This window comes from Actinosynnema sp. NPDC050436 (assembly GCF_040655415.1).
GTDB lineage: Bacteria > Actinomycetota > Actinomycetes > Mycobacteriales > Pseudonocardiaceae > Actinosynnema.
On record NZ_JBFAJV010000009.1, the window covers coordinates 50,566 to 74,205 of the forward strand.

The 23,640-nt window shown below is 74.8% G+C and carries 17 protein-coding genes; 8 read left to right on the forward strand and 9 right to left on the reverse strand.

Features of this window, described 5'->3' with window-relative positions; genetic code table 11:
* Window positions 1–96 precede the first annotated feature (96 nt).
* From AB0I60_RS21825 to AB0I60_RS21835, 3 genes are all read right to left on the reverse strand, one after another.
* Window positions 97–960, reverse strand: a complete 864-nt coding sequence (locus AB0I60_RS21825) for a geranyl diphosphate 2-C-methyltransferase (protein WP_360732402.1) — start codon at window positions 958–960, stop codon at window positions 97–99.
* A gap of 260 nt (window positions 961–1,220) precedes the next feature.
* Window positions 1,221–3,638, reverse strand: a complete 2,418-nt coding sequence (locus AB0I60_RS21830; protein ID WP_360732404.1) for an NACHT domain-containing protein — start codon at window positions 3,636–3,638, stop codon at window positions 1,221–1,223.
* Between the two features lie 14 nt (window positions 3,639–3,652).
* Window positions 3,653–4,522, reverse strand: coding sequence for a class I SAM-dependent methyltransferase (locus tag AB0I60_RS21835; protein WP_360732406.1), 870 nt, complete (start codon window positions 4,520–4,522; stop codon window positions 3,653–3,655).
* Window positions 4,523–4,531: 9 nt separating this feature from the next.
* On the opposite strand from AB0I60_RS21835, the gene AB0I60_RS21840 reads away from it, so the two are divergent.
* Complete coding sequence (locus AB0I60_RS21840; protein ID WP_360732408.1) at window positions 4,532–4,702, forward strand: hypothetical protein; 171 nt, start codon at window positions 4,532–4,534, stop codon at window positions 4,700–4,702.
* Window positions 4,703–4,821: 119 nt separating this feature from the next.
* Here the strand turns inward: AB0I60_RS21840 and AB0I60_RS21845 are convergent, their stop codons facing one another.
* Window positions 4,822–5,277 (reverse strand): Hsp20/alpha crystallin family protein, encoded by a 456-nt coding sequence (locus tag AB0I60_RS21845; RefSeq protein WP_360732410.1) that lies wholly within the window; start codon window positions 5,275–5,277, stop codon window positions 4,822–4,824.
* Window positions 5,278–5,371: 94 nt separating this feature from the next.
* Window positions 5,372–6,598 (reverse strand): MFS transporter, encoded by a 1,227-nt coding sequence (locus tag AB0I60_RS21850; protein ID WP_360732412.1) that lies wholly within the window; start codon window positions 6,596–6,598, stop codon window positions 5,372–5,374.
* A 236-nt stretch (window positions 6,599–6,834) separates the two neighbouring features.
* Here AB0I60_RS21850 and AB0I60_RS21855 point away from each other — a divergent pair, with 236 nt between their 5' ends.
* Both AB0I60_RS21855 and AB0I60_RS21860 read left to right on the forward strand, forming a co-directional pair.
* A complete protein-coding gene (locus AB0I60_RS21855; protein WP_360732414.1) occupies window positions 6,835–8,196 on the forward strand; it encodes a cytochrome P450 in 1,362 nt (453 codons plus the stop codon).
* A 20-nt stretch (window positions 8,197–8,216) separates the two neighbouring features.
* The gene (locus tag AB0I60_RS21860) at window positions 8,217–9,668 is read left to right on the forward strand and encodes a hypothetical protein (RefSeq protein WP_360732415.1); all 1,452 of its coding nucleotides are present in this window, start codon (window positions 8,217–8,219) and stop codon (window positions 9,666–9,668) included.
* A gap of 44 nt (window positions 9,669–9,712) precedes the next feature.
* Here the strand turns inward: AB0I60_RS21860 and sigJ are convergent, their stop codons facing one another.
* Both sigJ and AB0I60_RS21870 read right to left on the reverse strand, forming a co-directional pair.
* Window positions 9,713–10,588, reverse strand: a complete 876-nt coding sequence (sigJ, locus tag AB0I60_RS21865) for an RNA polymerase sigma factor SigJ (RefSeq protein ID WP_360732416.1) — start codon at window positions 10,586–10,588, stop codon at window positions 9,713–9,715.
* 76 nt (window positions 10,589–10,664) lie between these two features.
* The gene (locus AB0I60_RS21870; RefSeq protein ID WP_360732418.1) at window positions 10,665–12,572 is read right to left on the reverse strand and encodes a Crp/Fnr family transcriptional regulator; all 1,908 of its coding nucleotides are present in this window, start codon (window positions 12,570–12,572) and stop codon (window positions 10,665–10,667) included.
* 522 nt (window positions 12,573–13,094) lie between these two features.
* Between AB0I60_RS21870 and AB0I60_RS21875 the strand changes: the two genes are divergently transcribed.
* A complete protein-coding gene (locus AB0I60_RS21875) occupies window positions 13,095–16,172 on the forward strand; it encodes a BTAD domain-containing putative transcriptional regulator (protein ID WP_360732420.1) in 3,078 nt (1,025 codons plus the stop codon).
* A gap of 48 nt (window positions 16,173–16,220) precedes the next feature.
* Here the strand turns inward: AB0I60_RS21875 and AB0I60_RS21880 are convergent, their stop codons facing one another.
* Both AB0I60_RS21880 and AB0I60_RS21885 read right to left on the reverse strand, forming a co-directional pair.
* Window positions 16,221–17,030, reverse strand: a complete 810-nt coding sequence (locus AB0I60_RS21880; RefSeq protein ID WP_360732422.1) for an ABC transporter permease — start codon at window positions 17,028–17,030, stop codon at window positions 16,221–16,223.
* Window positions 17,027–17,980, reverse strand: coding sequence for an ATP-binding cassette domain-containing protein (locus AB0I60_RS21885; RefSeq protein WP_360732424.1), 954 nt, complete (start codon window positions 17,978–17,980; stop codon window positions 17,027–17,029). The genes AB0I60_RS21880 and AB0I60_RS21885 overlap by 4 nt, the downstream gene beginning before the upstream one ends.
* Before the next feature lie 405 nt (window positions 17,981–18,385).
* On the opposite strand from AB0I60_RS21885, the gene AB0I60_RS21890 reads away from it, so the two are divergent.
* The 4 genes from AB0I60_RS21890 to AB0I60_RS21905 all read left to right on the forward strand — a co-directional run bounded on the left by AB0I60_RS21890 (window position 18,386) and on the right by AB0I60_RS21905 (window position 23,610).
* A complete protein-coding gene (locus tag AB0I60_RS21890) occupies window positions 18,386–19,153 on the forward strand; it encodes a VOC family protein (protein ID WP_360732426.1) in 768 nt (255 codons plus the stop codon).
* Window positions 19,154–19,464: 311 nt separating this feature from the next.
* The gene (locus AB0I60_RS21895; protein ID WP_360732427.1) at window positions 19,465–20,529 is read left to right on the forward strand and encodes an acyl-CoA reductase; all 1,065 of its coding nucleotides are present in this window, start codon (window positions 19,465–19,467) and stop codon (window positions 20,527–20,529) included.
* Window positions 20,530–20,532: 3 nt separating this feature from the next.
* Window positions 20,533–21,927, forward strand: coding sequence for an acyl-CoA reductase (locus AB0I60_RS21900; RefSeq protein ID WP_360732429.1), 1,395 nt, complete (start codon window positions 20,533–20,535; stop codon window positions 21,925–21,927).
* Window positions 21,928–22,026: 99 nt separating this feature from the next.
* Complete coding sequence (locus tag AB0I60_RS21905; RefSeq protein ID WP_360732431.1) at window positions 22,027–23,610, forward strand: methyltransferase; 1,584 nt, start codon at window positions 22,027–22,029, stop codon at window positions 23,608–23,610.
* Window positions 23,611–23,640 lie beyond the last annotated feature (30 nt).

Genomic DNA, 23,640 nt, shown 5'->3' on the forward strand with positions numbered 1-23,640 from the left:
CCCTGCCCACACCCGTTCCGCCGGCCGGGGCACACCCACCGGACGAAGCCGAGCCGGGTGGCCGGGACCCCACGGGGCCACGGCCACCCGGCGGGCTCACCTCCGGCCGGGGACCCGGTCCGCGACGATCATCAGGTAGTGGAAGCTGCCCTCCCGGTACGCGGTCAGGAACGACGACTCCACGCCCGTCGCCACCGACGACCGCTCCCGCAGCTCCCAGTACGGGATGGTGTGCGGGGTCAGGTCGACCACCTCGATCGGCACCAGGTTGTTCGCCGCCAGCGCCTTGAAGTACGCGCTGCGCGGGTGGACGCTGCACGTGTAGCGCTCGTCGATCTGGCTGACGGCTTTGGAGCGCCCGCCGGTCAGGTCGTTGTAGCACCCCGTGATGCAGACGTACCGCCCGCCCGGCGCGACCAGTCGGGAGAATTCGCCGAACAGGTCGAACAGGTCGACGTACATCGTCGTCTCATTGGTCCACACGCCCCGGAAAGCGCCGGTCTCGAAGCCGGTGTCGAGCATGTTCCGGAAGTGGAACCGGACCTTGTCCTCGACCCCCCAGCGGACCGCCTGGTTGTTGGCGAATTCGACCTGCTTCTCCGAGATCGACACCCCGTCCACCCGGCAGCCGTAGCGCCGGTTGGTCATGATGCTGGTGCCGCCGCGACCCGATCCCCCGTCCAGCAGCCGGTCGTCCGGGCCGACGCCCGCGAACCGGTCGATGAGGAAGTCGGCCTGCGCGGTCTCCAGCCGGTGCAGCTCGGCGATGACCCGTGCGTCACGGGTCTCCTCGGGCCCTGCCAGCACGGACTCGTCGTAGGGACCGATCCCGTAGTGGTGGTGGTAGATCCCGTCGACCTCGCCGAGCCGGATGTTCACCGGGTCTCGTTCGGCGTTCCAGTACGCCGCGACGGACCGCTGGTAGTCGGTGCGCAGCACACCGGGAGCGACAGTGGTCATGGGCGGGTGTTCTCCTTCTTCGTCCGCGCGGATGCGCAACACGATTGCCGGCGAATGCGAATGCACCGAATTGCTCTCGAACGTTTATTCCTGGTCGTGACCGTGGTCGACGCTAGCATCGGCTATTTGACCGTGTACAGTCGCCCGAATGGGTAAGCCGGTGGGCCGAACAGGGCGCTGGTCCGGTTGGTGCGCGGACCCGACCCGAATCGGGCAACTCCCCGATTTTCGCGGAACGCAGCGTATTCGGCCGGGCCGGTTCACAGGCTCGGGAAGACCGCGACCACGAACCACTGGACCAGCGCGGCCCAGAAGGCGGTGCCGGCGGTCACCACGAGTACCCGGCTGCGCCACGGCAGGACCCGGAACGGGAGGACCACCGGCCACACCCACTTGCCGTACCGGCGCACGGCCTGGGCGGCGGTCCGGGTGAGCGGCTCGCCGCCGGCGCGGCGGGCGAGCCACTCGCCGACCAGGCCGTAGGAACCGAACACCAGGGGGAACAGCCAGAGCGGGATCACCCGGAGCAGCAGCGTCTCGGAGAACCGGTCGAACGCGACGAAGTAGAGGTAACCGACCGCGACCAGCCCGGTGAGCAGCGCGGCCCCGTAGACCACGCGCATCCCGTCGCCGCGCTCCTGCGGAACCCCGACGTGGTCGCGCCGGTACGGGTGGGTGCGGGCCAGGTGCTCCTGGAGCCGCAGGTGCCGGAACTGGTAGGTCGCCCCGGCCTGGCGCAGCACGCCGCGCCGGTGCGCCTCGGCCAGGAACTCCACCAGCCGCACCGGCAACCGGCTGGGTGGGCGCAGCGGGGACAGCACCCGCAGCACGCCGAGCGCGCCCCACGCGGAGGTCACCCACAGCACGACCGCGACCGCCGGCCCGATGAACACGCTGATCCACGACGTGCTCTGCAACCACAGCAGCGGGAAGGTCGTGAGCAGCGCGGTCGCCGCCACGACGAGCGCGCGGGTGCGGTCGGCGCGCAGCGTGGCACGGGGTGTGGTCGCGCGGGCGATGTCGACCGGCGCGGTCATCAGCATCACCAGCGTCAGCGGCACGGACAGCGCCGTGGTGACCGCCAGGCCGGTTTCGAGCCCGATCCGCAGGTGGTCCGTGTCGTCGAACACGACCTGCGTCACGTACCCGTACGCGACGCCGAACCCGAGCCCCACGGCGACACTGGCGGACAGGCCGGTGAGGGCGGCCCGGAACGCGGTGGTGAACTGGTCGAGCGTGGTCGGCGGGCGCAGCACCGTGCGCACCGGCAGGCTCGCGTGCCGGTCCGCGAGCACCGCGCCGACCCCGACCGCGAGCCCGGCGGCCAGGGCGGTGAGCGGACGCACCGGGTCGGCGACGACCAGGCCGTCGAGCAGGCCCACCAGCAGGAACAGCAACCCCACGACGGCGACGAAGGCCGTGCGCGGCACCAGGCGCGGCAGCTCCCACCACGCGATGTCCTGCGTGCCGCGCCGGTCGAGCTGCCAGGCCAGGAAGCGCAGCCACCGCAGCGCGCGCCGGTCGCCGGGGTAGAGCGCGGGGACGAACCGCGCCAGCAGGTGGTCCTCGACGGCGGCCCGGCCGTCGAGGTGCGCGCCGAGCAGCTCGGCCGGGTCGGCGTCGGCGCGGCTGTAGGTGGTGCGGGCGAGGGCGGCCATCAGCGGCGTGGACAGCGCGGAGGCCAGCGGCCCGTCCGGTGCTCCGGCGAGGTGCGCGGCGACCGGGTCCCACCGGGCGGCGAGGCGTGGCGGGGTGGCGTCGCGCAGGTAGGTGACGGCCTCCTCGACGCCCAGCGGCTCCAGCACTACGACGGCCGCGCCGGCGAGCGGTTCGCCGGGCGGGTCGCCCGGTGCGGCGAGCAGGTCGCGGTAGGCGGCGGTGCGGCAGGTCAGCACCACCGGCTCGTCCCGGGGCACCCAGCGGTTGACGGCGCGCACGGCGGCGGCGCGCGACGGCGCGGCCATCTCGTCCAGGCCGTCCAGCACGGGCACGACCCGGTGGGTCCGGACGAGCGTCTCGGCCAGGGTCGTGCCGCCCCGGGTCGCGCCCAGCGCCGGGTAGGCGTCGGCGATCCGCCGCGCGATCCAGGCGGCCGGCTCGTCGGCCGCCGGGTCCCAGCCGGCGACGGGCAGGACGACCGGCACCGGCCCGCCGGGCGCGCGGGCCGCGAGCAGGCCGAGCGCGAGCTCCAGCGCCACCACGGACTTGCCCGCGCCGGGGTCGCCGAGCACCACCAGCCGCCGCCGGGGCAGCCGCCCGAACGTGGCCACCACGTCGTCCACCGACCCCGCCGCCACGTCCGGGGACGCGCCCGCGAACACCCGTTCGGCGCGGTCCGCCAGGTCCGCCGGCGCGACCGACCACCGGACCGGGAGCAGGTCGTTCAGGTCGCGGACGCCCCGCTCCCGCCGCAGCTCCGCGTCGAGCGCGGCGGCCAGCTCGTCCAGCAGCCGGTCGGGGGCGGGCTGCCGGGCCTGGCCGCGCGCCACCCGCAGTGCCGCGACCGACACGACCAGTCCCGGCACGCCGACCGCGACGCCCAGCACCAGCCCGCCGACGCTCGCCAGGTTGTCCGCCTCGGGCAGCGACCGCGAGCCGAGGAACCACACCACCCCGCCGACCAGCGCCCCCACCGACGCGACGAGCCACACCCACCCCGGTAAGCCGGACCTCCGCATGGGGACAGGATGACCTACCGCACGGCCGTCCGGCCGGAAGATCGCGCACCCGGTGCCGCGCCGGAGGCGGTGAGCAGGAAGGCGGGCGAGGACCAGTAGTCGAACAGCGGCGTCACGCGGACGTCGGAGAACCCGGCCCGGGTCGCCTGCGCGGCCCACGCGGCGGCGGGCTGCTCCCAGGTGGAGCGCACCGCGCCCGGCAGCAACTGCCCGGTCAGCACCGGCATCAGGAAGCCCCGCGCGACGAGGTCCCGGTCCCCGTCGTACTCGGCGAGCCCGCGCTCGTAGGTCTCGGCCAGGAACGCGAGCCGCTGCGCGGGCGACAGGTCCGGCACGTCGAACTCGACCACGGCGAGCGTCCCGACGCGCGGCGCGAGCGCGGCCAGCACCCCGTCGCGCACGACGTGCGGCAGGGCGTGCAGGGCGAACGTCGACTGGGCCACGTCGTACCGGTCGAGGTCGCCCACCACCTCCTGGACCTCCGCGTCGCGCACGTCCACGTCGAGCCCGGCGGGCAGCCGCCCGAGAGCCGTGCCCAGCAGCGCGGACGACGGCTCGACCAGCGTGAGCCGGGGTCGGTGCCCGGCCAGTGCGGGCACCAGCGCGCGCCCGTCACCGCACCCGACGTCCAGCAGGCTGCCGGGCCGCACCCGGTCGTAGACGGCGGTCAACGCCCGGGTGACGGCGTCGTACAGCCCGACGTTCCCGCCGCCGTCGATGAACGCCCGGAACGCCTCGGGCCGGTCGTAGACCGTGCCGTCCGCGCCGCTGCCCAGGTACTCGGCCAGGGCACGCCCCAGCAACGAGTCGACCCCGCCCGCCACCGTCCGCGCCCGCTCCGGCTCCCCGGCCGCCAACGCCTCCAACGCCGCAATGATCGTCACCCGCCCAGCTTGGCAAACTCGTCAGCCGCCCGCCGCCGAGGTGGCGAGCAGGCGCCGGGCCTCGTCGTGGCGTGCCGCGCGCTCGGGGCCGTGCCCGCTCCGGTCACGGTGAACGTGATGGCGGGCAACGCGCAGGACGTCGTCCAGGTGGGAGAGGTGGGGCGCCGGTCACCCGACTGACGTCACCACGCGTTCCGGGAGCCGGTCCGGCAGGAGGGGGGAGTGTTCGGCCGGGGATGCGCGCGGTCCCGGAGGGCGAGCGCCCTCCGGGACCGCCGGTACGGGTCGAACTGCGCGGGTCAGGCGTCGATCTGCCTCGCGTCGCCGCCGACCGTCCCGACCGCCTGCTCCGAGCTGTCGGCGGTGACGGCGATCTTGCGCGGCTTGGCGCGCTCGGCGACCGGGATGCGCAGGGTCAGCACGCCGGTCTCGTAGTTGGCCCGGATCTTCTCCGCGTCCAGGGCCTCGCCGAGGAACAGCTGCCGGCTGAACAGCCCGCGCGGTCGCTCGGCCACTTGGTACTCGCGCTCGCCGGTGCTGGCGCGCTCGGCGCGCACGGTCAGCACGTTGCGCTCGACGTCGAGGTCGATCGACTCGGCCCGGACCCCGGGCAGGTCGAACTGGACCACGAACTCCTCACCGTCGCGGTAGGCGTCCATCGGCATCGCGGCGGGACGGGTCGTGGTCCCGTTGGCACCGAAGAACTGCTGGGTGAGCCGGTCGAGCTCGCGGAACGGGTCGGTGCGCATCAACATCGTCACAGGTTCCTTCCACACCAATCGGTCAGTGGTGGCGGCGTGGTGGGCCGCTCGTAGTTGACAACGAGCGACTCAACTTTCCTGTTCCCGGTCAGCCAAGATTTTTTCCACGGCCTCGCGCCGGCCCGCTCTGACGGCGCTCGACCAGCACGGACGCACCGGCCACCGCCAGCCCGGCCAGGCTCAGCGCGACCCCGACCCACGCGGTGGAGGCGTAACCCCACCCGGCGGCGATCGCCAGGCCGCCCAGCCACGCGCCCGCGCCGTTGGCGATGTTGAGCGCGGAGTGGTTGGACGAGGAGGCCAGCGACGGCGCGTCCGGCGAGGCGTCCATCAGCCGCACCTGCAACGCCGAGGCCAGCACCTGCGACCCGAACCCCAGCAGGAACAGCAGGCCGAACACCGCCACCGCGTTCCCGGCCGTCCAGCCGAGCAGGGCGAGCACCACCGTGACCGAGGCCAGCGCGCCGAACACCGTGCCCGTCACCGACCGGTCCACGAACCGGCCGCCCACCGCCGCCCCGGCCGTCATGCCCAGGCCGAACACGGCCAGCACCCACGGCACCGCGCCGCCGGGCAGCCCGGTGACCTCCGTCGCCAGCGGCGCGACGTAGGAGTAGACGGCGAACATCCCGCCGAACCCGACCATGCCCGTGACCAGCGCGAACCACACGCGGGGGCGGCGGAACGCGCGCAGCTCCGCGCCCACGCCCGCGTTCCGCGCGGCCGGCACCACGGGCAGCCACCGGGCCAGCGCCACCGTCGTGACGCCCGCGACCACGGCCACCGCCACGTACGCCGCGCGCCACCCGATCCCGTGCCCGGCCGCCGTCGCCACCGGCACGCCGACCAGGTTCGCCAGGGTCAACCCGACCATCACCCTGGCCACGGCGGTGCCGCGCCGTTCCGGCGACACCAGGGTGGTGGCCACCACGGCGGCGATGCCGAAGTACGCGCCGTGCGGCAGGCCCGCGACGAACCGGGCCGCCAGCAGCAGGCCCGCGTTCGGGGCGAGGGCGGAGAGCGCGTTGCCCGCCGCGAGCGCGACGGTCAGCGCGATCAGCAGGCCCTTGCGCGGCAGGCGCGCTCCCAGGCACGCGATCAGCGGTGCGCCGACCACCACCCCCAGCGCGTAGAGGCTGATCGCGTGCCCGGCGGTCGGGATGGAGATGTCGAACGTGTCGGCCACCTGTGGCAGCAGGCCCATCGTGGCGAACTCGGTGGTGCCGATGGCGAACCCGCCCAGTGCGAGGGCGGTCATCGCGGGCAGCCCGCTTCCGGTGGCGGGCGCGGTGGGACGGACCTGGGTGACGGTCATCGTGCTCCCGTGGACGTGTCGCGTGTCTGCGGTGACCGTGACCGGATGTCGTGAACTGAACCGATTCTACCGGCCGTTTCCCGTCGATCGGGGGTGCCGGTGCCCACAGGTCCGGCGTTCGGGTGACAGGGCCTCTGCCGCACCCGAACGGGTGTCGCCACGCCGGCGCGCCGGTGTCACCGTGGTGTCCCGGGGCCGGTCACGCCGGGCCGTCCCGGAGCTGCCGAGGAGGACCCGTGAGCCGTGCCGCCGCGTCGTCGATCCCCGTCGCCCGGGGAGCCGTGCCGTTCCTCGGTCACTCGCCGGCCGTGCTGCGCGGCCCGGTCGACTTCCTCACCTCGCTGATCGGCCAGGGCGACCTGGTGCGCATCTCCTTCGGACCGGTCAAGGCCGTGGTGGTGTGCGATCCCGACCTCGCGCAGCGGGTCTTCGTGGACGACCGGACCTACGACAAGGGCGGCCCGTTCAGCGACCGCGCCCGCGAGATGGTCGGCAACAACGTCGCGTTCTGCCCGCACGCCGAGCACCGCCGACAGCGGCGGCTGCTCCAGCCCGCCTTCCACCCCGACCGGCTGCCCGGCTACGGGCGGACCATGTCGGCGTGCGTGGCCGAGGCGGTCGGCGGCTGGCGCGACGGCGAGGTGCTCGACGTCCCGGCGCAGATGACCGTGCTCACCACCCGGATCCTCACCGCGACCATGTTCTCCGACGCCCTGACACCCGCCGAGCTGCACCGGTCCCAGCTCGACGCCGACGTGCTCACCACCGGCTTCATCTTCCGGGTCGTCATGCCGGACTCCGTGCTGCGGCTGCCGCTCCCGGTGAACCGGCGCTACATGCGCGCGAACGAGCGGATCCACCGGGCGGTGGGCAAGGTCGTCGCCGCACGGCGGGCGGACCCGGCGGACCGGGGCGACCTGCTGTCGGCGCTGCTCGACGCCTACGACAGCGAGTCCATCGGCACCGACCGCACGCTGTCCGACGAGGAGGTCGTGAACCAGGTGATGACCTTCCACCTGGCGGGCAGCGAGACCACCGCGACCGCGCTCGCGTGGGCGTTGCACCTGCTCGCCACCCACCCGGACGTCGAACGCCGGCTGCACGCCGAGGTCGACGCCGCTTTGGGCGGGCGCGTCGCCGAGTTCGCGGACCTGCCCGCGCTGCCGCTGACCGGGCGGGTCCTCACCGAGGCGCTGCGGCTCTACGCGCCGGTCTGGCTGCTGACCCGCAAGGTGACCGAGGACACCGAGCTGGGCGGGTACCACCTGCCCGCCGGCACGGTGGTCGCGGTCTGCCCGCACCTGGTGCACCACCGGTCCGACCTCCACCCCGAGCCGGAGCGGTTCGACCCCGACCGCTGGGACCCGGCGCGGGGGACGCCGCCGCCGCGCACCGCGTTCGTGCCGTTCGCGCACGGGGCGCGCAAGTGCATCGGGGACCGCTTCGCGCTCGTGGAGGGCACGTTGGCGCTCGCGTCGATCGCGGCGCGGTGGCGGTTCGCCCACGAGTCGGCCGGGCCGGTCGTGCGGCCTGCCGTGTCCGCTGTGATTCGCCCGCGCCGGCTGCGGATGCGGGTCACCGCCCGCGCGGTCGGCTGACCACCAATAGGGTTGGCGGTGTGCCTATCGCTTTCGACACAACCGGTCTCCACCCGCAGGACTCCGCCACCTGGGTGAACCCCGCCACCGGCGACCGGGTGAGTCTCCAGTACTTCGACCTGGTTCCGGACCTGCCCGCGCCGTTGGAGGACCTGGCGGGGCTGCGGCACGCCCTGGCGGTGGTCTACGCCGAGTCCGGCTGCCTGATCGAGGCGCACGCGGTCCTGCTCGGCGGCGTGCCGGCGCTGTTCCAGGTGCTCAAGCTGCCCATCCCGGACCAGCCGAGCGGGCAGGTGTTCGTCGCTTCGTTCACGGTGCCGCGCGCCGGTTCCAGCGCGGTGCTGATGGTGCAGGCGGCCGAGCGGGGGACGACCGGCGTGCGGGAGGCCGTGCTGGCGGCCCGGGTCGGCTTCGACCGGTGGGTGCTGCCGCACCCGTACGCGCCGGAGGTGAGGGGCCGGCTGCCGTTCCACGCGGGCGACGACCCGAGGTTCGACCAGGAGTTCGCCGACCACCCGCTGACCCGGGTCCGGGCGTGGGCGCACCACGTGATCCGGACCGGTGCCGTCGACCCGAGGTTCGCCGCCCTGCCGCCGTTCCCCGGCCCGCGGCGCCCCGCACCCCGGCAGGCCCCGCCCGCGCCGCACCCCGCCGCGCCGCACCCCGTGCCGCCGCCCGCGCAGCAACCGGCCGAGCCGCAGCCCTCCGCATCCGCCGCACCGGCCGCACCACCCGAACCCGAGCCCGCATCGCCCGCACCCGCACCGCCCGCACCGCCGGCACCGGCCGCACCCGGGCCGGCGGTCGGGTCGACGCTCACCACGGTGGTCCCGGGCATCCCGATCGGCGGTTACCTGCCGCTGTGGGTGGGGTCGGAGTGCACGTTCTGGCGGATGGAGGAGCCCGCCGAGGTGCTCGACCTCCTCGGGCGGGGCCTGCTGGCCCGCACGCCGCTCGCCGAGGGCCGGTTCCGCGACCTGGTCGCGCTCGACCCCGACTCGTCCACCGCCGTGCTGCTCAACCGGTACCGCTCCGACGACGGCGGCGTCGCGGCGGGTGTCGCCCGGCTGACCCGGGTCAGCGGCCAGGAGGCCGACCGGGGGATGGACCGGACGACCCTGGTCGACGCCTTCCAGTGGGTCGGCCGGGTCAGCGCGGCGGCGGCCGGGCGCGGCGAGTGCGTCGCCGTCGAGCCCGGCCGGCACGAGGGCGGGTTGCAGGAGCCGTACGTGCTGATGGTCGTGCAGGAGTACGGCGGTCAAGCGCTGTCCGTGGTGCAGACCGCGCCCACGCCGCCGGCGGAGGTGCCGATGTGGGAGGGCAGGGCCTCCCTGAACGGCCCGGCCACGCCGGAGTCGATCGCCTCCGGCGGCCTGCTCGCCATGTACGCGATGGACACCTGGGGCATCCACCCGCTGCACCTGTGCCTGACCTTCGCCCCGCTGCCCGACCTGGTGCCCGCCGGGAGCTGACCGGACCGCCCGACCCGGTGCCCGCCCGACCCGGGCCGCAGGGGTCAGCCGGTCAGCACGGTCAGGTTGAGGTGCCCGAGGCGGGACGGGTCGGCCAGGATGTCCATGGCCACGATCCGGCCGCCCGCGATGGTCAGGGCCATCACCGAGTGGGGCGTGCCGCCGGGCGCGGTGACCAGCCCCAGCGCGCCGTTGACCAGCGCGGGCCGGGCGTGCTGGGAGAGCTCGGCGAACATCAGCGCCCGGCCGGCGACCTCCGGCGCACCGCGCACGACGGACGCCATGTCGGGCTTGAGCGCGCCGAAGTCGACCCGCAGCACCACGTCCGGGTCCAGCACGGCCAGCAGCGCGTCGAAGTCGCCGGCCCGCGACGCGGCGAGGAACGCGTCCACCACCTCGCGCTGCCGGCTCAGGTCGTCGGGCACCCGCGCCCCGGCGCGCACCCGCCGCCGCGCCCGGCTGGCGAGCTGGCGCGCGGCGGCGGGGGTGCGGCCGACGATCGGCGCGATCTCGTCGAACGGCACGCCGAACAGGTCGTGCAGCACGAACGCCAGCCGCTCGGCCGGTTGCAGCGCCTCCAGCACGACCAGCAGCGCGAGGCCGACCGAGTCCGCGACGACGGCCTCCTGCTCGGGGTCGTCGGCGGCGGCGACGACCGGGTCGGGCAGGCGCACGTCGAGCGGGTCCTCGCGGCGCGACGCGCGCGAGCGCAGCATGTCCAGGCACACCCGGCCGACGACGGTGGTCAGCCAGCCGCCCAGGTTGGCGATCTCCCCGGCGTCGGAGTGCTGCAGCCGCAGCCACGCCTCCTGGACGGCGTCCTCGGCCTCGCTGACCGAACCCAGCATCCGGTGGGCCACGGTCCGCAGGTGGGCGCGGTTGGCCTCGAAGCGGTCCGCCAGGAAAGTGCTTTCGTCCACGGTCGTCGTCCTCCGATCGCAGTGCCGTCACCCCTTCGACGGACGGCACCGCCGCGATGTGACCGGAGGCATCGGATCACGTGAGCCGGGCGAACCTCCTCAGGTGGTCGAGGTCGGGCACCAGCACGTCGCGGCGGTAGTGGCTGACCACGACACCGGCCTTGCGCAGGTCGCTGAACGCCTTCTCGGCGGTGCGCGGCTTCATGCCCGCCATCGACGCCAGTTCCACCTTGGTCAGCGGGATGCCGAGGGTCCACCCGCCGCGCTCCTCGCGCCCGTACGAGCCGACCAGCTCCGCCAGCACCCGCGCCACGCGCTCGGCGGCGGTGTGCGACAGGAAGTCCCGGCGGCGCTTGTTGGCCCACCGGAGCTGGTCGTCGATCACGCTGATCAGCTCGACGAACATGTCGTTGCGGCGGTGCAGGAACGCCATCAGCTCGGCGCTGGTGATGAGCTTGGCCACGACGTCGCCGCAGGTCACCACGGTGGCCGAGCGCGGCTTGTGGTCCAGCGCGGCCATCTCGCCGACGAGGTCGCCCGCCACCCGGATGGCCAGCACGGCGGTGTCGCCCGCCTCGTCGGTGACCTGCACCTTGACCACGCCGTCGAGCAGCAGGAACGCGTGCGTGTCGTGCGCGTCCTGCTCGATCAGCTCGCGGTCGGCGGCGTAGCGCACCACGGTGCCGACGGTCAGCAGCTCCTGCCGGGTGTGGTCGCGCAGCCGCCCGAGCAGGCTGTGCTCGGGCCACTGCGGGTCGGTGGCCAGGCCCGCGTGGGGCGCGACCGCCCGCGCGGGGTGCTGGCGGGGCACCGCGCCCCGGGTCAGCGGGATCGGGGGCTTGGACCGGGCCAGCAGCCGCGCGGCCTCCTCGACCGGCACGTGCACGTCCTCCAGCGCGCGCCGCGCGCCGAACTCGCCCGCCTGCGCCTCGCACGCGCGCAACTGGCGGGCGAGCAGCCGGGCCGCCGGGTGCGCGGTGCCGTGGAGGGAGCACGCCCGGCTCGCCGCCGTGCGCACGGTGTCCAGCGCCCGCCGGGCCTGGGCCGGGGCGCCCTCGACGCGGGCGACCTCCAGTTCGGCCGCCGCCAGGTTCGACTGGGCGACCAGGGCGTTCGGGTGGTCCGGGCCGAGCTTGGCGACCGCGAGGTCGGCCGCGCCGCGCAGGCTGGGCAGCACGAGCTGGGCCTGCGCGGCGGAGCGCCGGACGCGGGCCAGCTCGAACTCGGCGGAGGCCAGGTTGGCGCGGGCGACGAGGGCCTGCGGGTGGTGCGGGCCCAGCGCGGAGGCTGTGCGGTCGGTGGCTTCGCGCAGGTCGGCCAGCGCTTCCGCGACGTGGTCGGCGCCGCCCTGGTCGCGGGCGACCTGGAACCGCGCGGAGCGGAGGTTGATCAGCACGGTCAGGGTCTGCGGGTGGTCCGCGCCGAGGGTGGCGGTGGTGCGGCGGAGGTCGTCCTCGAGGGTGTCGGGGTCGTCGCCGAGATCGGCGAGCAGGTCCGGCGAGGCCGGGACGTGCTCGCCCACGGCGGTGGGCATCCGCCCCGCGTGGGCGCGGGCGACGCCGACGCCGATCGCCGCCGCCAGCGGGGCGGCGGCGGGTTCGCCGGACCACTTGCCGCCCTCGGCGAGGACGTGCTTGGCGGCCATGGTGGCGGCGCCGCCGGTCCACGGCCCGGCGATGTGCCGGCCGACCAGGTCGGACCGGCCGCGCGCGACCGCGACCAGGGCCCGCTGGTCGCGCACCTTGGCGGCCTCGTCGCTGCCCGGGTCGACCAGGTCGAGCATCGCGTCGAGCAGCTCCTCGCCGGCGTCGGCGGAGCCGATCCGGGTCAGTGCGGCCACGCAGCGCAACAGCCGGTCGACGTGGCGGCGGGCGGTGATGGCGTCGAGCGTGTCCGCGAGCTCGACCGCCAGGTGGCGCGCCTCCCGCCGATCCGGTGCGGACCGCGACAGGACGGTTTCGAGTTCGACCACTCGGCTGTTCATTCCGGCACTCCAGGTGGGGGTGGTTTGCGTCCGGGGGCATGAGGGCCGACTCGTACTGCCGGCGTGGAATCGGTCCCCACAGCGCGGATATCGCGGTGTATGACGCTTCGTTAGCCCGACCGGTGACATCGTTACGGCCAGAATGGTCGGACGTTCGCCCGGAGGCCGCAATAATGCGGACGCAACCTCCGCTTATTCGTAGTCGCGTTCGGGCGGCCCAGACTGGGACTGTTTTCACGGTCCGCAGTGGTAGCGCTCCCACGTGCTCTGTGCTGCGGTGCTCCGGTCGGGCTGAGTTGTGGGCCTCCGCGAGGTTTCGTCAATGCGGAATGGTTTCGACGACGTTGTCACACTCCGTGAACCGAGTCGGTCGGAGTTCGCGGGATCGACGTCGTACCGATAGGTCCTCATGAAATTCTCACGTGTTCAGCATGTGGGCATCATGGTTCGGTCACCGCTGATCGTGAACGCCGCCGGACCACCCGGAAGGAGCAACGCACCCGGCCGTGACAGAGTTGCCCCATGCGGGTGGGGGTGTTGGGGCCGTTGGCGGTCACCGTCGGCGGCACACCGGTCGAGGTCGGCGGGTCGCGGGTGCGCGCGCTGCTCGTCCGGCTGGCGCTCGCCCCGGGCCGCACGGTCACCGTCGAGGAACTGGCCGACGCGCTGTGGCCCGACGACAAGCCCGCCGACGAGGTGGGCGCGGTGCGCTCGCTGGTGTCCCGGCTGCGCCGCGCGCTGCCCGACCCGACCTCCCTGCGCTCCGCGCACGGCGGCTACCGGCTCGACCTCCCGCCGGACGCCGTCGACGCCCTGCGGTTCGACCGGCTGGCCCGCGAGGCCCGCCGCGCGCTGGCCGCCGGCGACCACCAGGCCGCCCGGCGGCTCGGCCGCGAGGCCCTGGAGCTGTGGCGCGGGCCCGCGCTGGCCGACGTGGCGGGCCTGCCGTTCGCGGTCGGGCACGTGGCCGGCCTGGACGAGGCGCGGCTCGCCGCGGTCGAGGACGTCGCCGCCGCCGAGCTGGCGGCGGGCGAGGGCCGGCACCTGGTCGCCGAGCTGACCGAACTCGCCGCCGGCCACCCGCTGCGCGAGCGGCTCCAGGCCCTGCTGCTGCGCGCCCTGTTCGCGGCCGGTCGCCCGGCCGAGGCGCTGGCCGGCTACGAGGAGGTCCGCCGCCGGCTGGCCGACGAGCTGGGCGCGGACCCCGGCCCGGAGCTGCGCGAGACCCACCGGGAGATCCTGCGCGCCGAACCGCCCGACCAGCCGCGCGCCGGCAACCTGCGGCTGCCGCTGACCAGCTTCGTCGGCCGCGCCGAGGACGTGGAGCGGGTCGGCGAGCTGCTGGGCAGGCACCGGCTGGTCACCCTGGTCGGACCCGGCGGCGCGGGCAAGACCCGGCTGGCCACCACCACGGCGGGCCGCCTGCCCCGGCCCGCGTGGCTGGTCGAACTGGCCCCGGTGACCGACCAGGCCGACGTGGCGATGGCCGTGCTCGGCGCGCTGGGCCAGCGCGAGCAGCGCACCGTGGAGCGGCCGGTCGGCCGGGTGGACACCATGGGGCGGCTGGTCGAGGCGCTGGCCCGCACCGACGCCCTGATCGTGCTGGACAACTGCGAGCACCTGGTGGACGCCGCCGCCCGGTTCGCCGACGAGCTGCTGGGTCGCTGCCCCCGGCTGCGGGTGCTCGCCACCAGCCGCGAACCGCTGGGCGTGTTCGGCGAGGCGATCGTGCCGGTGCCGCCGCTGGACGGCTCCACCGCCGTGCGGCTGCTCGCCGAGCGCGCCTCGGCCGTGCGCCCCGGGTTCGAGGTCACCGAGGCCAACGGGCCCGTGCTCGCCGACGTGTGCCGCCGGCTGGACGGCCTGCCGCTGGCCATCGAGCTGGCCGCCGCGCGGCTGCGCTCGCTCTCGCCCGAGCAGCTCGCCGCCCGCCTGGACGACCGGTTCCGCCTGCTGACCGGCGGCAGCCGGACCGCCATGCCGCGCCACCAGACGCTGCGCGCGGTCGTGGCGTGGAGCTGGGACCTGCTCGACGACGCGGAGCGCGACTTCGCCGAGCGCCTCGCCGTGTTCCCCGCCGGCACCGACCTGGAGGCGGCCGAGGCGCTGGTGGGCGACGGCGCGTTCGACCTGCTCACCGCCCTGGTCGACAAGTCGCTGCTGCACCCGGTCGACGGCGGCCGGTACCGGATGCTGGAGACCATCCGCGAGTACGGCCTCGAACGGCTCGCCGAGCGCGGCGTGATCGGCGCGGCCCGGACCGCGCACGCCGCCCACTACCGCGACCTCGCCGAGCGCGCCGAGCCGCACGTGCGCGGCAAGGACCAGCTGGCCTGGATCGCCCGGCTCGACGCCGACCGGGACAACGTGCTGGCCGCCCTGCACTTCGCGGCCGACAGCGGCGACGCGGACACCGCCGTGCGGATCGCGGCGGCGATGAGCCTGTTCTGGACCGTGCGCGGCAACCGCGCGGACTCGGTCGGCTGGTTCCGGCTCGCACTGGACGTGCCGGGGCCGTCCCAGCCGGTCGCCCGCCAGGTCGTGGCGGCGTTCCTGCTGCTCAACAACGCGATCTCGGGCGGCTTCGCGCACCTGGACGAGTTCGTGCCGCCGATGCAGGAGCTGGCCGAGGCCGCCGACCCCTCCCACCCGGTGCTGGTGCTGCTGGAACCGGTGATCGGGACGTTCCTCGACCGGACCGAGGAGACCCTCGCGGCCATCGACGCCCGCCTGGACCACCCGGACCCGTGGACCAGGGCGATGCTGTGGGCGGTGCGCGGCGCGGCGCGGGAGAACTCCGGCGACATGGCGGGCGCGCGCGAGGACATCGAGGTCGCCATCGCGGGCTTCCGCGAGGTGGGTGACCGCTTCGGGCTGTCCCAGTCGCTGACCGGCGTGGCCGACGCGCGGCTGGCGTTCGGCGACGCGGAGGGCGCGGAAGCGGCGCTGGAGGAGTCCGTGCGGCTGCTGCGCGAACTCGACCCGGACGACGACGCCGGCCAGGAACGGGTGCAACTGGCCTGGGCGCGTGCGCTGCGCGGCGACGTCGAGCGGGCGAAGCAGGAGGCGGGGGCGCTGATCCGGCCGTCGCGGGAACCGTGGTCCTGGCGCGGCGCGGCGTTCGCCCGCATCCTGCTGGGCGACCTGGCGCGCTGCGCGGGGGACGTGCCCGAGGCCGCCCGGCAGTACGGGACGGCGTCCGCGCTGCTGGCCGAGGCCCCGGTGGTCGTGCCGCAGTTCGCGGCGCTCATGCGGGTCGCGCAGGCGCAGTTGGCGGTCGAGCGCGGTGAGCCGGCGGTCGACCTGGTCCGGGCGGGCGCGGAGCAGGCCCTGGTGGCCCAGGACATGCCCGTGCTGGCGCGGATCGCGGTCGCCGGGGCGGCGGTGCGGCTGGCCGGGGGCGACCCGTCGGCGGCGGCCAAGCTGCTCGGCGTGGCCGAACAGCTGCGCGGCGCGCCCGACCCGCTGCACCTGGACGTCGTGCGGCTGTCCGGACGGCTTCGTGACTCCCTCGGCGACGCCGCCTTCGACCTGGCCTACGCGTCCGGCCGCGCGCTGAGCCGCGCGGAAGCGGTGGCGCTCACCCGGCTCCCGGACTGACCACCGGGTTCCTCGGCCGGCCTCCCGGGGGAGGCCGGCCGAGGACGGTCAGGCGCGGCGGCGGTACGCGCCGACCGCGAGCGGGGCGAAGACCGCCACGAACACCGCCGACCACAGCAGCGTCCAGAACACCGGGCCGGCCACCGGGCCGCCGACCATCAGGCCGCGTGCCGCGTCCATCACGTGCGTGACCGGGTTGACCTCGACCCACGCCCGCAGCCACGACGGCAGCGTGCTCGCCGGCGCGATCATGCTGGTGCCGAAGGTCAGCGGGAACAGCACCAGGAACGCGATGCCCTGCACCGAACCCGGCTCCCGGACCAGCATCCCCACCAGCACGAACGCCCAACTCGTGCAGAACGCGAACAGGATCACCAACAGGCACGCGGCCAGCGCCGGCAGGAACCCGGTCTCCACCCGGAACCCCATCACCGCGCCGAACACCAGCAGCGACACCACCGCCACCACGTACCGGATCAGGTCGCCCAGCACCGAGCCGACCAGCGGCGCGGACCGCCCGATCGGCAGGCTCCGGAACCGGTCGAACACGCCCTTGCCGATGTCGGTGTTCAGGTTCACCCCGGTCGCCATGCCGGCGAACAGCGTCGTCTGCACCATGATCGCGGGCAGCAGCACCTGGAGGTAGTCGTGCGTCGAGCCGGCGACCGCGCCGCCCAGCAGGTACACGAACATCACCACGAAGATGACCGGCTGGAGCGTGACGTCCAGCAGTTGCTCGGGGGTGCGCATGGTCTTGATCAGGCTGCGCCTGGCCAGCGCGAGGCTGTGCCGGGCCAACCCGAACGGCCGCTGCGCGACCCGCACCGGCACGGCCTGTCGTTGCGCCGTCAGCGTCATGCCACGGCCTCCTCTTCTTCGGTGTGGCGCCCGGTGAGGGTGAAGAACACCTCGTCCAGGCTCGGCAGCCGCAGCGACAGCTCGGTCACCGAGATCCCCAGCGCGTCCAGCCGCCGGACCACCTCGGTGAACGCGGCGTCGCCGTCCACCGGCACCGTCACCACGCCCCGGCTGGGCGACTCGGGCTGGTGCCCGGACACCGAGGCGAGCACGGCGGCGGCGTCGGCCAGCCGGTCCGGGTCGGCGGGGCGGACCAGCGCGGTCTGACCGCCGACCACGCCCTTGAGCTGCGCGGGCGTGCCGTGCGCGATCACCTTGCCGTGGTCGATGACCGAGATCTCGTCGGCGAGCGCGTCGGCCTCCTCCAGGTACTGGGTGGTGAGCAGCACGGTCGCGCCGTCGGCGACCAGCGTGCGCACCACGGTCCAGATGTCGTCGCGCTTGGCCGGGTCCAGGCCCGTGGTGGGCTCGTCCAGGAAGATCACGTCCGGCCGGCCCACCAGGCTCGCGGCCAGGTCCAGCCGCCGCCGCATCCCGCCGGAGTAGGTCTTGGCGGGCCGCCCGGCGGCCTCGGTCAGGTCGAAGTCGGCGAGCAGCTCGGCCGCCCGCGCCTTCGCCTCGGCCGTGCGCAGGTTCAGCAGCTGCCCGATCAGCACCAGGTTCTGGGTGCCGGTGAGGTCCTCGTCCACCGACGCGTACTGGCCGGTGAGGCCGATCATCCGGCGGACCCGGGCGGCGTCGCGCACCACGTCCAGGCCACCGACGGTGGCCCGCCCCGCGTCGGGGCGCAGCAGCGTCGCCAGGATGCGCACGGCGGTGGTCTTGCCCGCGCCGTTGGGCCCCAGCACGCCCAGCACCGTGCCGGGCCTGGCGGCCAGGTCGATCCCGGCCAGCGCGGTGGTCTTGCCGTACCGCTTGACCAGGTTCTCCGCCTCGAAGGCGTAGTTCATCGTTCCTCCACGTCGTTCATCGCCGGGTCAGCGTGCGCGCCGGGCATGTCATCGACCGGTCAGGCGCATGTCACCCGGCGCCACTCCCGCACCAGCGAGGTGACACGGACCCGCACCTGCCCGGCGCGTCGCGCCACGGGTCGTCGTCGCAGGCCGTCGGCGGAGCCGTCGAGCGCGTCCGCACCCGTCCGCACCCGTCCGCGTCGGTCGCCCGCTCGCAGCCTGTTGTTCACACCCGCCGTTCACACCCCCGGCCCGCCACCTGCCGGCCGGCGGCCCGTCGTGCCGGTCCGGCGGCGGGACGCGGGGTCCGGGGTGTGCGGAGCGGCCGGTTGCCGGGTGTTCGCGGGGCCGTGCGGCACTACGGTGGTGGCCGCCCGGAATCTCACGCAGAGAAGGTGAATCGTGCTCACCACCAACTACACCCCCGGTGTGCCCAACTGGATCGACCTCGGCAGCCCCGACACCGACGGGGCGGTCGCGTTCTACACCGGGGTGTTCGGCTGGGAGTTCCAGTCCCTGGGCCCGGACGCCGGCGGCTACGGCTTCTTCCGGCAGGGCGGCGCGACCGTCGCCGCGCTCGGCCCGATCGACGACGGCGACGCGCGCTCCGCGTGGACCGTCTACTTCCAGACCCGCGACGCCGACGCCACCGCGAAGGCCGTGGCCGAGGCGGGCGGCAAGGTGCGGGTGGACCCGTTCGACGTGTTCACCAACGGCCGGATGGCGCAGCTGACCGACCCCGGCGAGGCCGAGTTCGCCATCTGGCAGCCCGGTGACACCGCCGGCCTGGACCTGGTCGGCGAGCTGGGCTCGCTGAGCTGGGTCGAGCTGCAGAGCCCGGACGTCGAGGCGGCGCGGGCGTTCTACCGCGACGTGTTCGGCTGGACCTCGGCCGAGACCCCGGTTGCGGGCGGCCAGTACACCGTGTTCACCCCGGCCGCCGGCGAGACCGGCGAGATCGCGGGCGTGGCCGAGGTGCCGGAGGGCCACCCGCCGCACTGGCTGCCCTACTTCGAGGTCGCCGACGTCGACGCGGCGGCGGCGAAGACCGCCGAGCTCGGCGGCACGGTCGTGATGCCGGCGCTCGACCTCGACGGGGTGGGCCGGCTGGCGTGGCTGGCCGACCGGCACAGCGCCAAGTTCGCGGTGATCACGAGCTCGCCGGCCTGACCGGACGTCCGGGGACCCGCCGCCGGGGTCCCCGGCGGCAGTCGCAGCGCCGGACCCGGCGTTCGGCTCAGGGCCTTGCTCTGCGTGACGAACCGAGACGCCCCCACTACCGTGCGTGCCCGCAAATCCAGGGGTAGTGCGTTCAGGGGAAGTTCCTTGTTGGTCGTGACCACCCGTTGCTAGCGTGCCGACGTCGCTGCCCGGCCGGGACGGACACCAGGGGCGCCGTAGCGCCCCACTGGGGATGTGCCAGCACATCTCCCCGACGTGTCACGTCGGGGATGTTCTCGACCACCGCATGGAGGCAGTCGATGACCGTCGCGCACGACGACCCGCACGTGGGCCGGCTGTTCGAGCAGATGGCCGCCCTGATCGCGGACCGGGCCGGCGACCCCGCCGCGATCCACGAGCAGCTCACCGAACTGGCCGTGGCGAACGCCCCGGACGTGGCGCGGTACTGGAAGCAGGTCGGCACCGGGGTGGGCGTCCCGGACACCGCCTACAAGGACGGCGGACCGCACCTGTTCCCGGACGAGCCGCCGGTGCGGGTGTTCCGCACCAGCGGGACCACCGGGTCGGTGCGGGGCAGCGTCCGGTACTCCAAGCTGGGCTTGGCGCTCAAGGAGTTGGCGGTCCGCGCCGGTGCCCGCCGGGCGCTGCTCGGGGACGGGGTGCGACCGGTCGTCGTCCGGTTCGCGCCGACCGAGCAGGTCGCGCCCGACATGGCCATCGCGTTCGACATGGCCCGTTTGCAGGAGGAGTGCGGCGACCCGGCGCTGAGCACGGCTGTGGTCGGCGCGTCCGGGGTGGACTACCCGCTGCTCGCCACGACCCTGGACGCGGCGGTCGCCGAGGGGCTGCCGGTGGTGCTGGTCGGCGCGACCTTCGCGTTCGTCAACGTCCTGGACCGGCTGGAGGCCGAGGGGCGGCGCTGGGAGCTGCCCGCCGGCTCGCGGCTCTACGACGGCGGCGGGTTCAAGGGCCGTTCCCGCGTGGTGTCGGTGGACGAGCTGCGCGCCGCCGCGCGCCGGGTGTTCGGCGTGGAGTCCTTCGGCAACATCTTCGGCATGACCGAGCTGGCCAACCAGCACTACGACGCGGTGGACGTCCCGGTCGGACCGCTGGGGGAGCGGCCCAAGCCGTGGCTGCCGGTCGGCGGGCCGAGGGTGCGCGACCCGCGCACCCGCGAGTACGTGGCGCAGGGCCCGGGGCTGGTGGAGATCACCGACCTGTCCCTGTTGGACCGCCCGCACGTCCTGCTGACCGGTGACCTCGGCATCGCCACGGAGGACGGCGTCGCCGTCGCCGGGCGGGTCGCGGGCAGCACCAGCCGGGGCTGCTCGCTGTCGCTGGACGAGATGACCGGGGGCCGCTGACCGATGAGCGCGTCCTGGATCCCCGACCACGTGACGGGTGCGACCGTGCCCTTCACGCTCACCTCCGGCCCGCACGCGTGGCACGGTCTGCGCCCCGCCGACTGGACCTCCGTCGGCGCCGACCTGCGCCGGGCGCACGAGCGGCTGCGCGAGCTGCCGGTGCGCCGGGTCGTCGAGGTGGTCGACGCGGCGGCGCGGCGCTGGGCCGACCGCGACTTCCCGGAGCGCCGCGCGGCCGTCGCCTCGGCCGCCCTGGTGACCGGGATGTCCACCGAGACCGTCGACCGCGCGCTGGACGCCGAGCTGGGCACCCTCCGCGCGCCGTCGCTGCTCGCCGCACTGGCGCGGGAGCTGGGCGACCCCGAGGTGCTCGACGGCTTCCGGGGCGGCACCACCGCCGTGGGGCCCCGGGTGGTGCTCGCGGTGTTCTCCGGCAACGTGCCCGGCCTGCCCGCGCGGTCGCTGGTGCGGGCGCTGCTGGTGAAGGCGGCGGTGATCGCCAAGGTCCCGGCGAAGGAGCCGAACTTCACCGCCGCGTTCCTGCGCACCCTGCACGACGTGGAGCCGGTCGTGGCCGACGCGGTGGTGGCGACCTACTGGGCCCGTGACGACGCCGCCGTGATGACCGCCGCCCTGGAGCAGGCCGACGCCGTGATCGCCTACGGCAGCGACCCGGCGTGCGCGGCGATCCGCGCCAAGGTCGCGCCGCACCAGCTCTACGAGGAGCACGGCCACAAGCTGTCGTTCGGCGTGATCGGCGACGAGTACTTCCGGCTGCACGGCCCGGTGGAGGTGGCCCGGCGGATCGCGGCGGACTGCAGCGACTTCGACCAGCACGCCTGCCTGTCCCCGCAGGTGTACCTGGTGGCGCGGCAGCACGCCCGCGCGGTCGCCGAGCACGTCGCGCACGCGATGCGGCACGCGGCGGCGGACTGCCCGCCGGGCGTGGTGGGCGACCACGACGCGACCGTGCTCCAGCACCGCAGGCTCGTCGCCGAGTGGCGCGCGGCGAGTTCGGCCTCCGGCGAGGTGTGGGCCTCGGACGGTCTGGAGTGGACGGTCGTGCTGGACGACGCGCTGCTGCCGCTCAGCGGCGCGGGCAACCGGGTGGCGCGGATCGTCGCGGTGCCGGACGTGGACGCGGCGGTGGACCTGATGCGCCCGTACGCCCGGCACTTCCAGACCGTCGGGCTGGGCGCGGTGGGCGACGAGTTCCACCGGGCCGCCGGTGAGCTGGCCCGCCTCGGCGCGAGCCGGCTGACCGAGCCGGGCGCCATGGGCCGGGCCGGCATGGAGTGGCGGCACGACGGCCAACCGCGCATCGCCGGGCTGCTGCGCTGGTGCGACGTGGAGCGCGGGGATCGGGCCCCCGCCACGTCCGGCGGCCTCGTACGCTGACCCCGACCCGGCGCGGGTCCGGGGTCGGATCCACCGAACGCACCGAGGTCCCCGTCCGCTCCGGGCGGGGACCCGACCACGGCTGGGGGAAGGACGAACATGTCCACTTCGGACATCGGAACACGGTTCACGTTGGGGGAGCGCGACCTCCGGCGGATCGCGGACGCCGCGCAGTTCGTGCGGGGCACGACCACCGGCGACGCGCTGGACGCCGTGCTGCCCGGCACGGACCTGGCCCGGCACCTCGACTTCACGCACGCCGCGTTACGCGTGTCCGCGCCGACGCCGGAGGACGTCGTGGCGGACCTGGTGGCACTGGGCGTGACGCCGTGCGAGCAACCGCCCGGTGCCGTGCGCGACCGGCCGGGACGCGACGACGTGGACGTGCGGGTGGTGCGCGGCGAGGTCGGCTGCGGTGGGCGCGGGCTGGAGATCTCCGTGCTGTGCGGCGGTGTGCCGGGGGAGGGGGATGAACCGTCCCTGGTGTTCCGCCCGGTCGGCGACGACGAGGTGCTGCTGCGCGGCGTGTACGAGTCGCTGCTCGACGCGGGCCTGCTCGCCGACGGCGGCGGGTACGACAAGCACGAGGACGTGACGGTCCTGCACTTCCGGGGTGAGCGCCGGATGGAGCTGACCGTGCCGGGGCAGTGCGATCCGTTGCTGCTGCGCCACTCCGGCCGTCCCGACCAGGCCCGGCGCGACATGCTGCACCTGATGAGCGGCGCGTGGCGGACCCGGGCGCTCGCGGTCGCGGCGGAGCTGGGTGTGGCGGACCTGCTGGCGGACGGGCCGCGCACCACGGCCGACCTGGCGGCCCGGACCGGTTCGGTGCCCGACAACCTGCGGCGGGTGCTGCGGTTCCTGGCCTCGCTCGGGGTGTTCGACGTGGACGGTGACTCGTGGTCCCTGACGCCGCTGGGCGCGTTGCTGCGCAGTGACGTGGAGGGGTCGCAGCGCGACCTGGCCCGGCTGTACGGCGGGCTGTTCTACCGGTCGTTCGGCGCGCTGGAGCACACCGTGCGGACGGGGGAGTCCGCGTTCACGCACGTGTTCGGCGCGGACCCGTTCGACCACTTCGCCGTGCACCCGGCGGACGCCCGGCTGTTCGAGAGCGCGATGGCGGCGGCGACCAGCTTCCTCAAGATCGTGCCCGCCGCCCTGGAGCTGCCCGCCGAGGGGACCGTGGTGGACGTGGCGGGCGGTGACGGGCACCTGCTCGGGTTCGTGCTGCAAGCGGTGCCGGGGCTGCGCGGCGTGCTGTTCGACCGCCCGCACGTGATGGGCGCCGCCCGCGAGGTGCTCGCCGGCTACGGCTGCGGGGAGCGCGTCGAGCTGGCGGCGGGTGACTTCTTCGCCGACCCGGTGCCGGCGGGCGGTGCGGTGTACCTGCTGTCGCGGATCCTGCACGACTGGGACGACGAGCGGTGCGCGGTGATCCTGGACAACATCCGCCGGGCCGCGCAGCCCGGGGCGCAGTTGGTGGTGGTGGAACGACCGATCCCCGAAGCACACCTCGAACCGCTGCCGCTGGCGTGGGACGTGCACATGATGGTGAACAACGTGCACGGGCGCGAGCGGACGCTCGGGGAGTACCGGGAGCTGTTGCGGGGCTGCGGTTTCGAACTGGTGGAGAGCCGACCGCTGCCCCTGGACATGGCGGTGCTGGTCGCCCGCGCCCGTTAATTTTATTCCCTTAATGATTTCAGTGTGGAA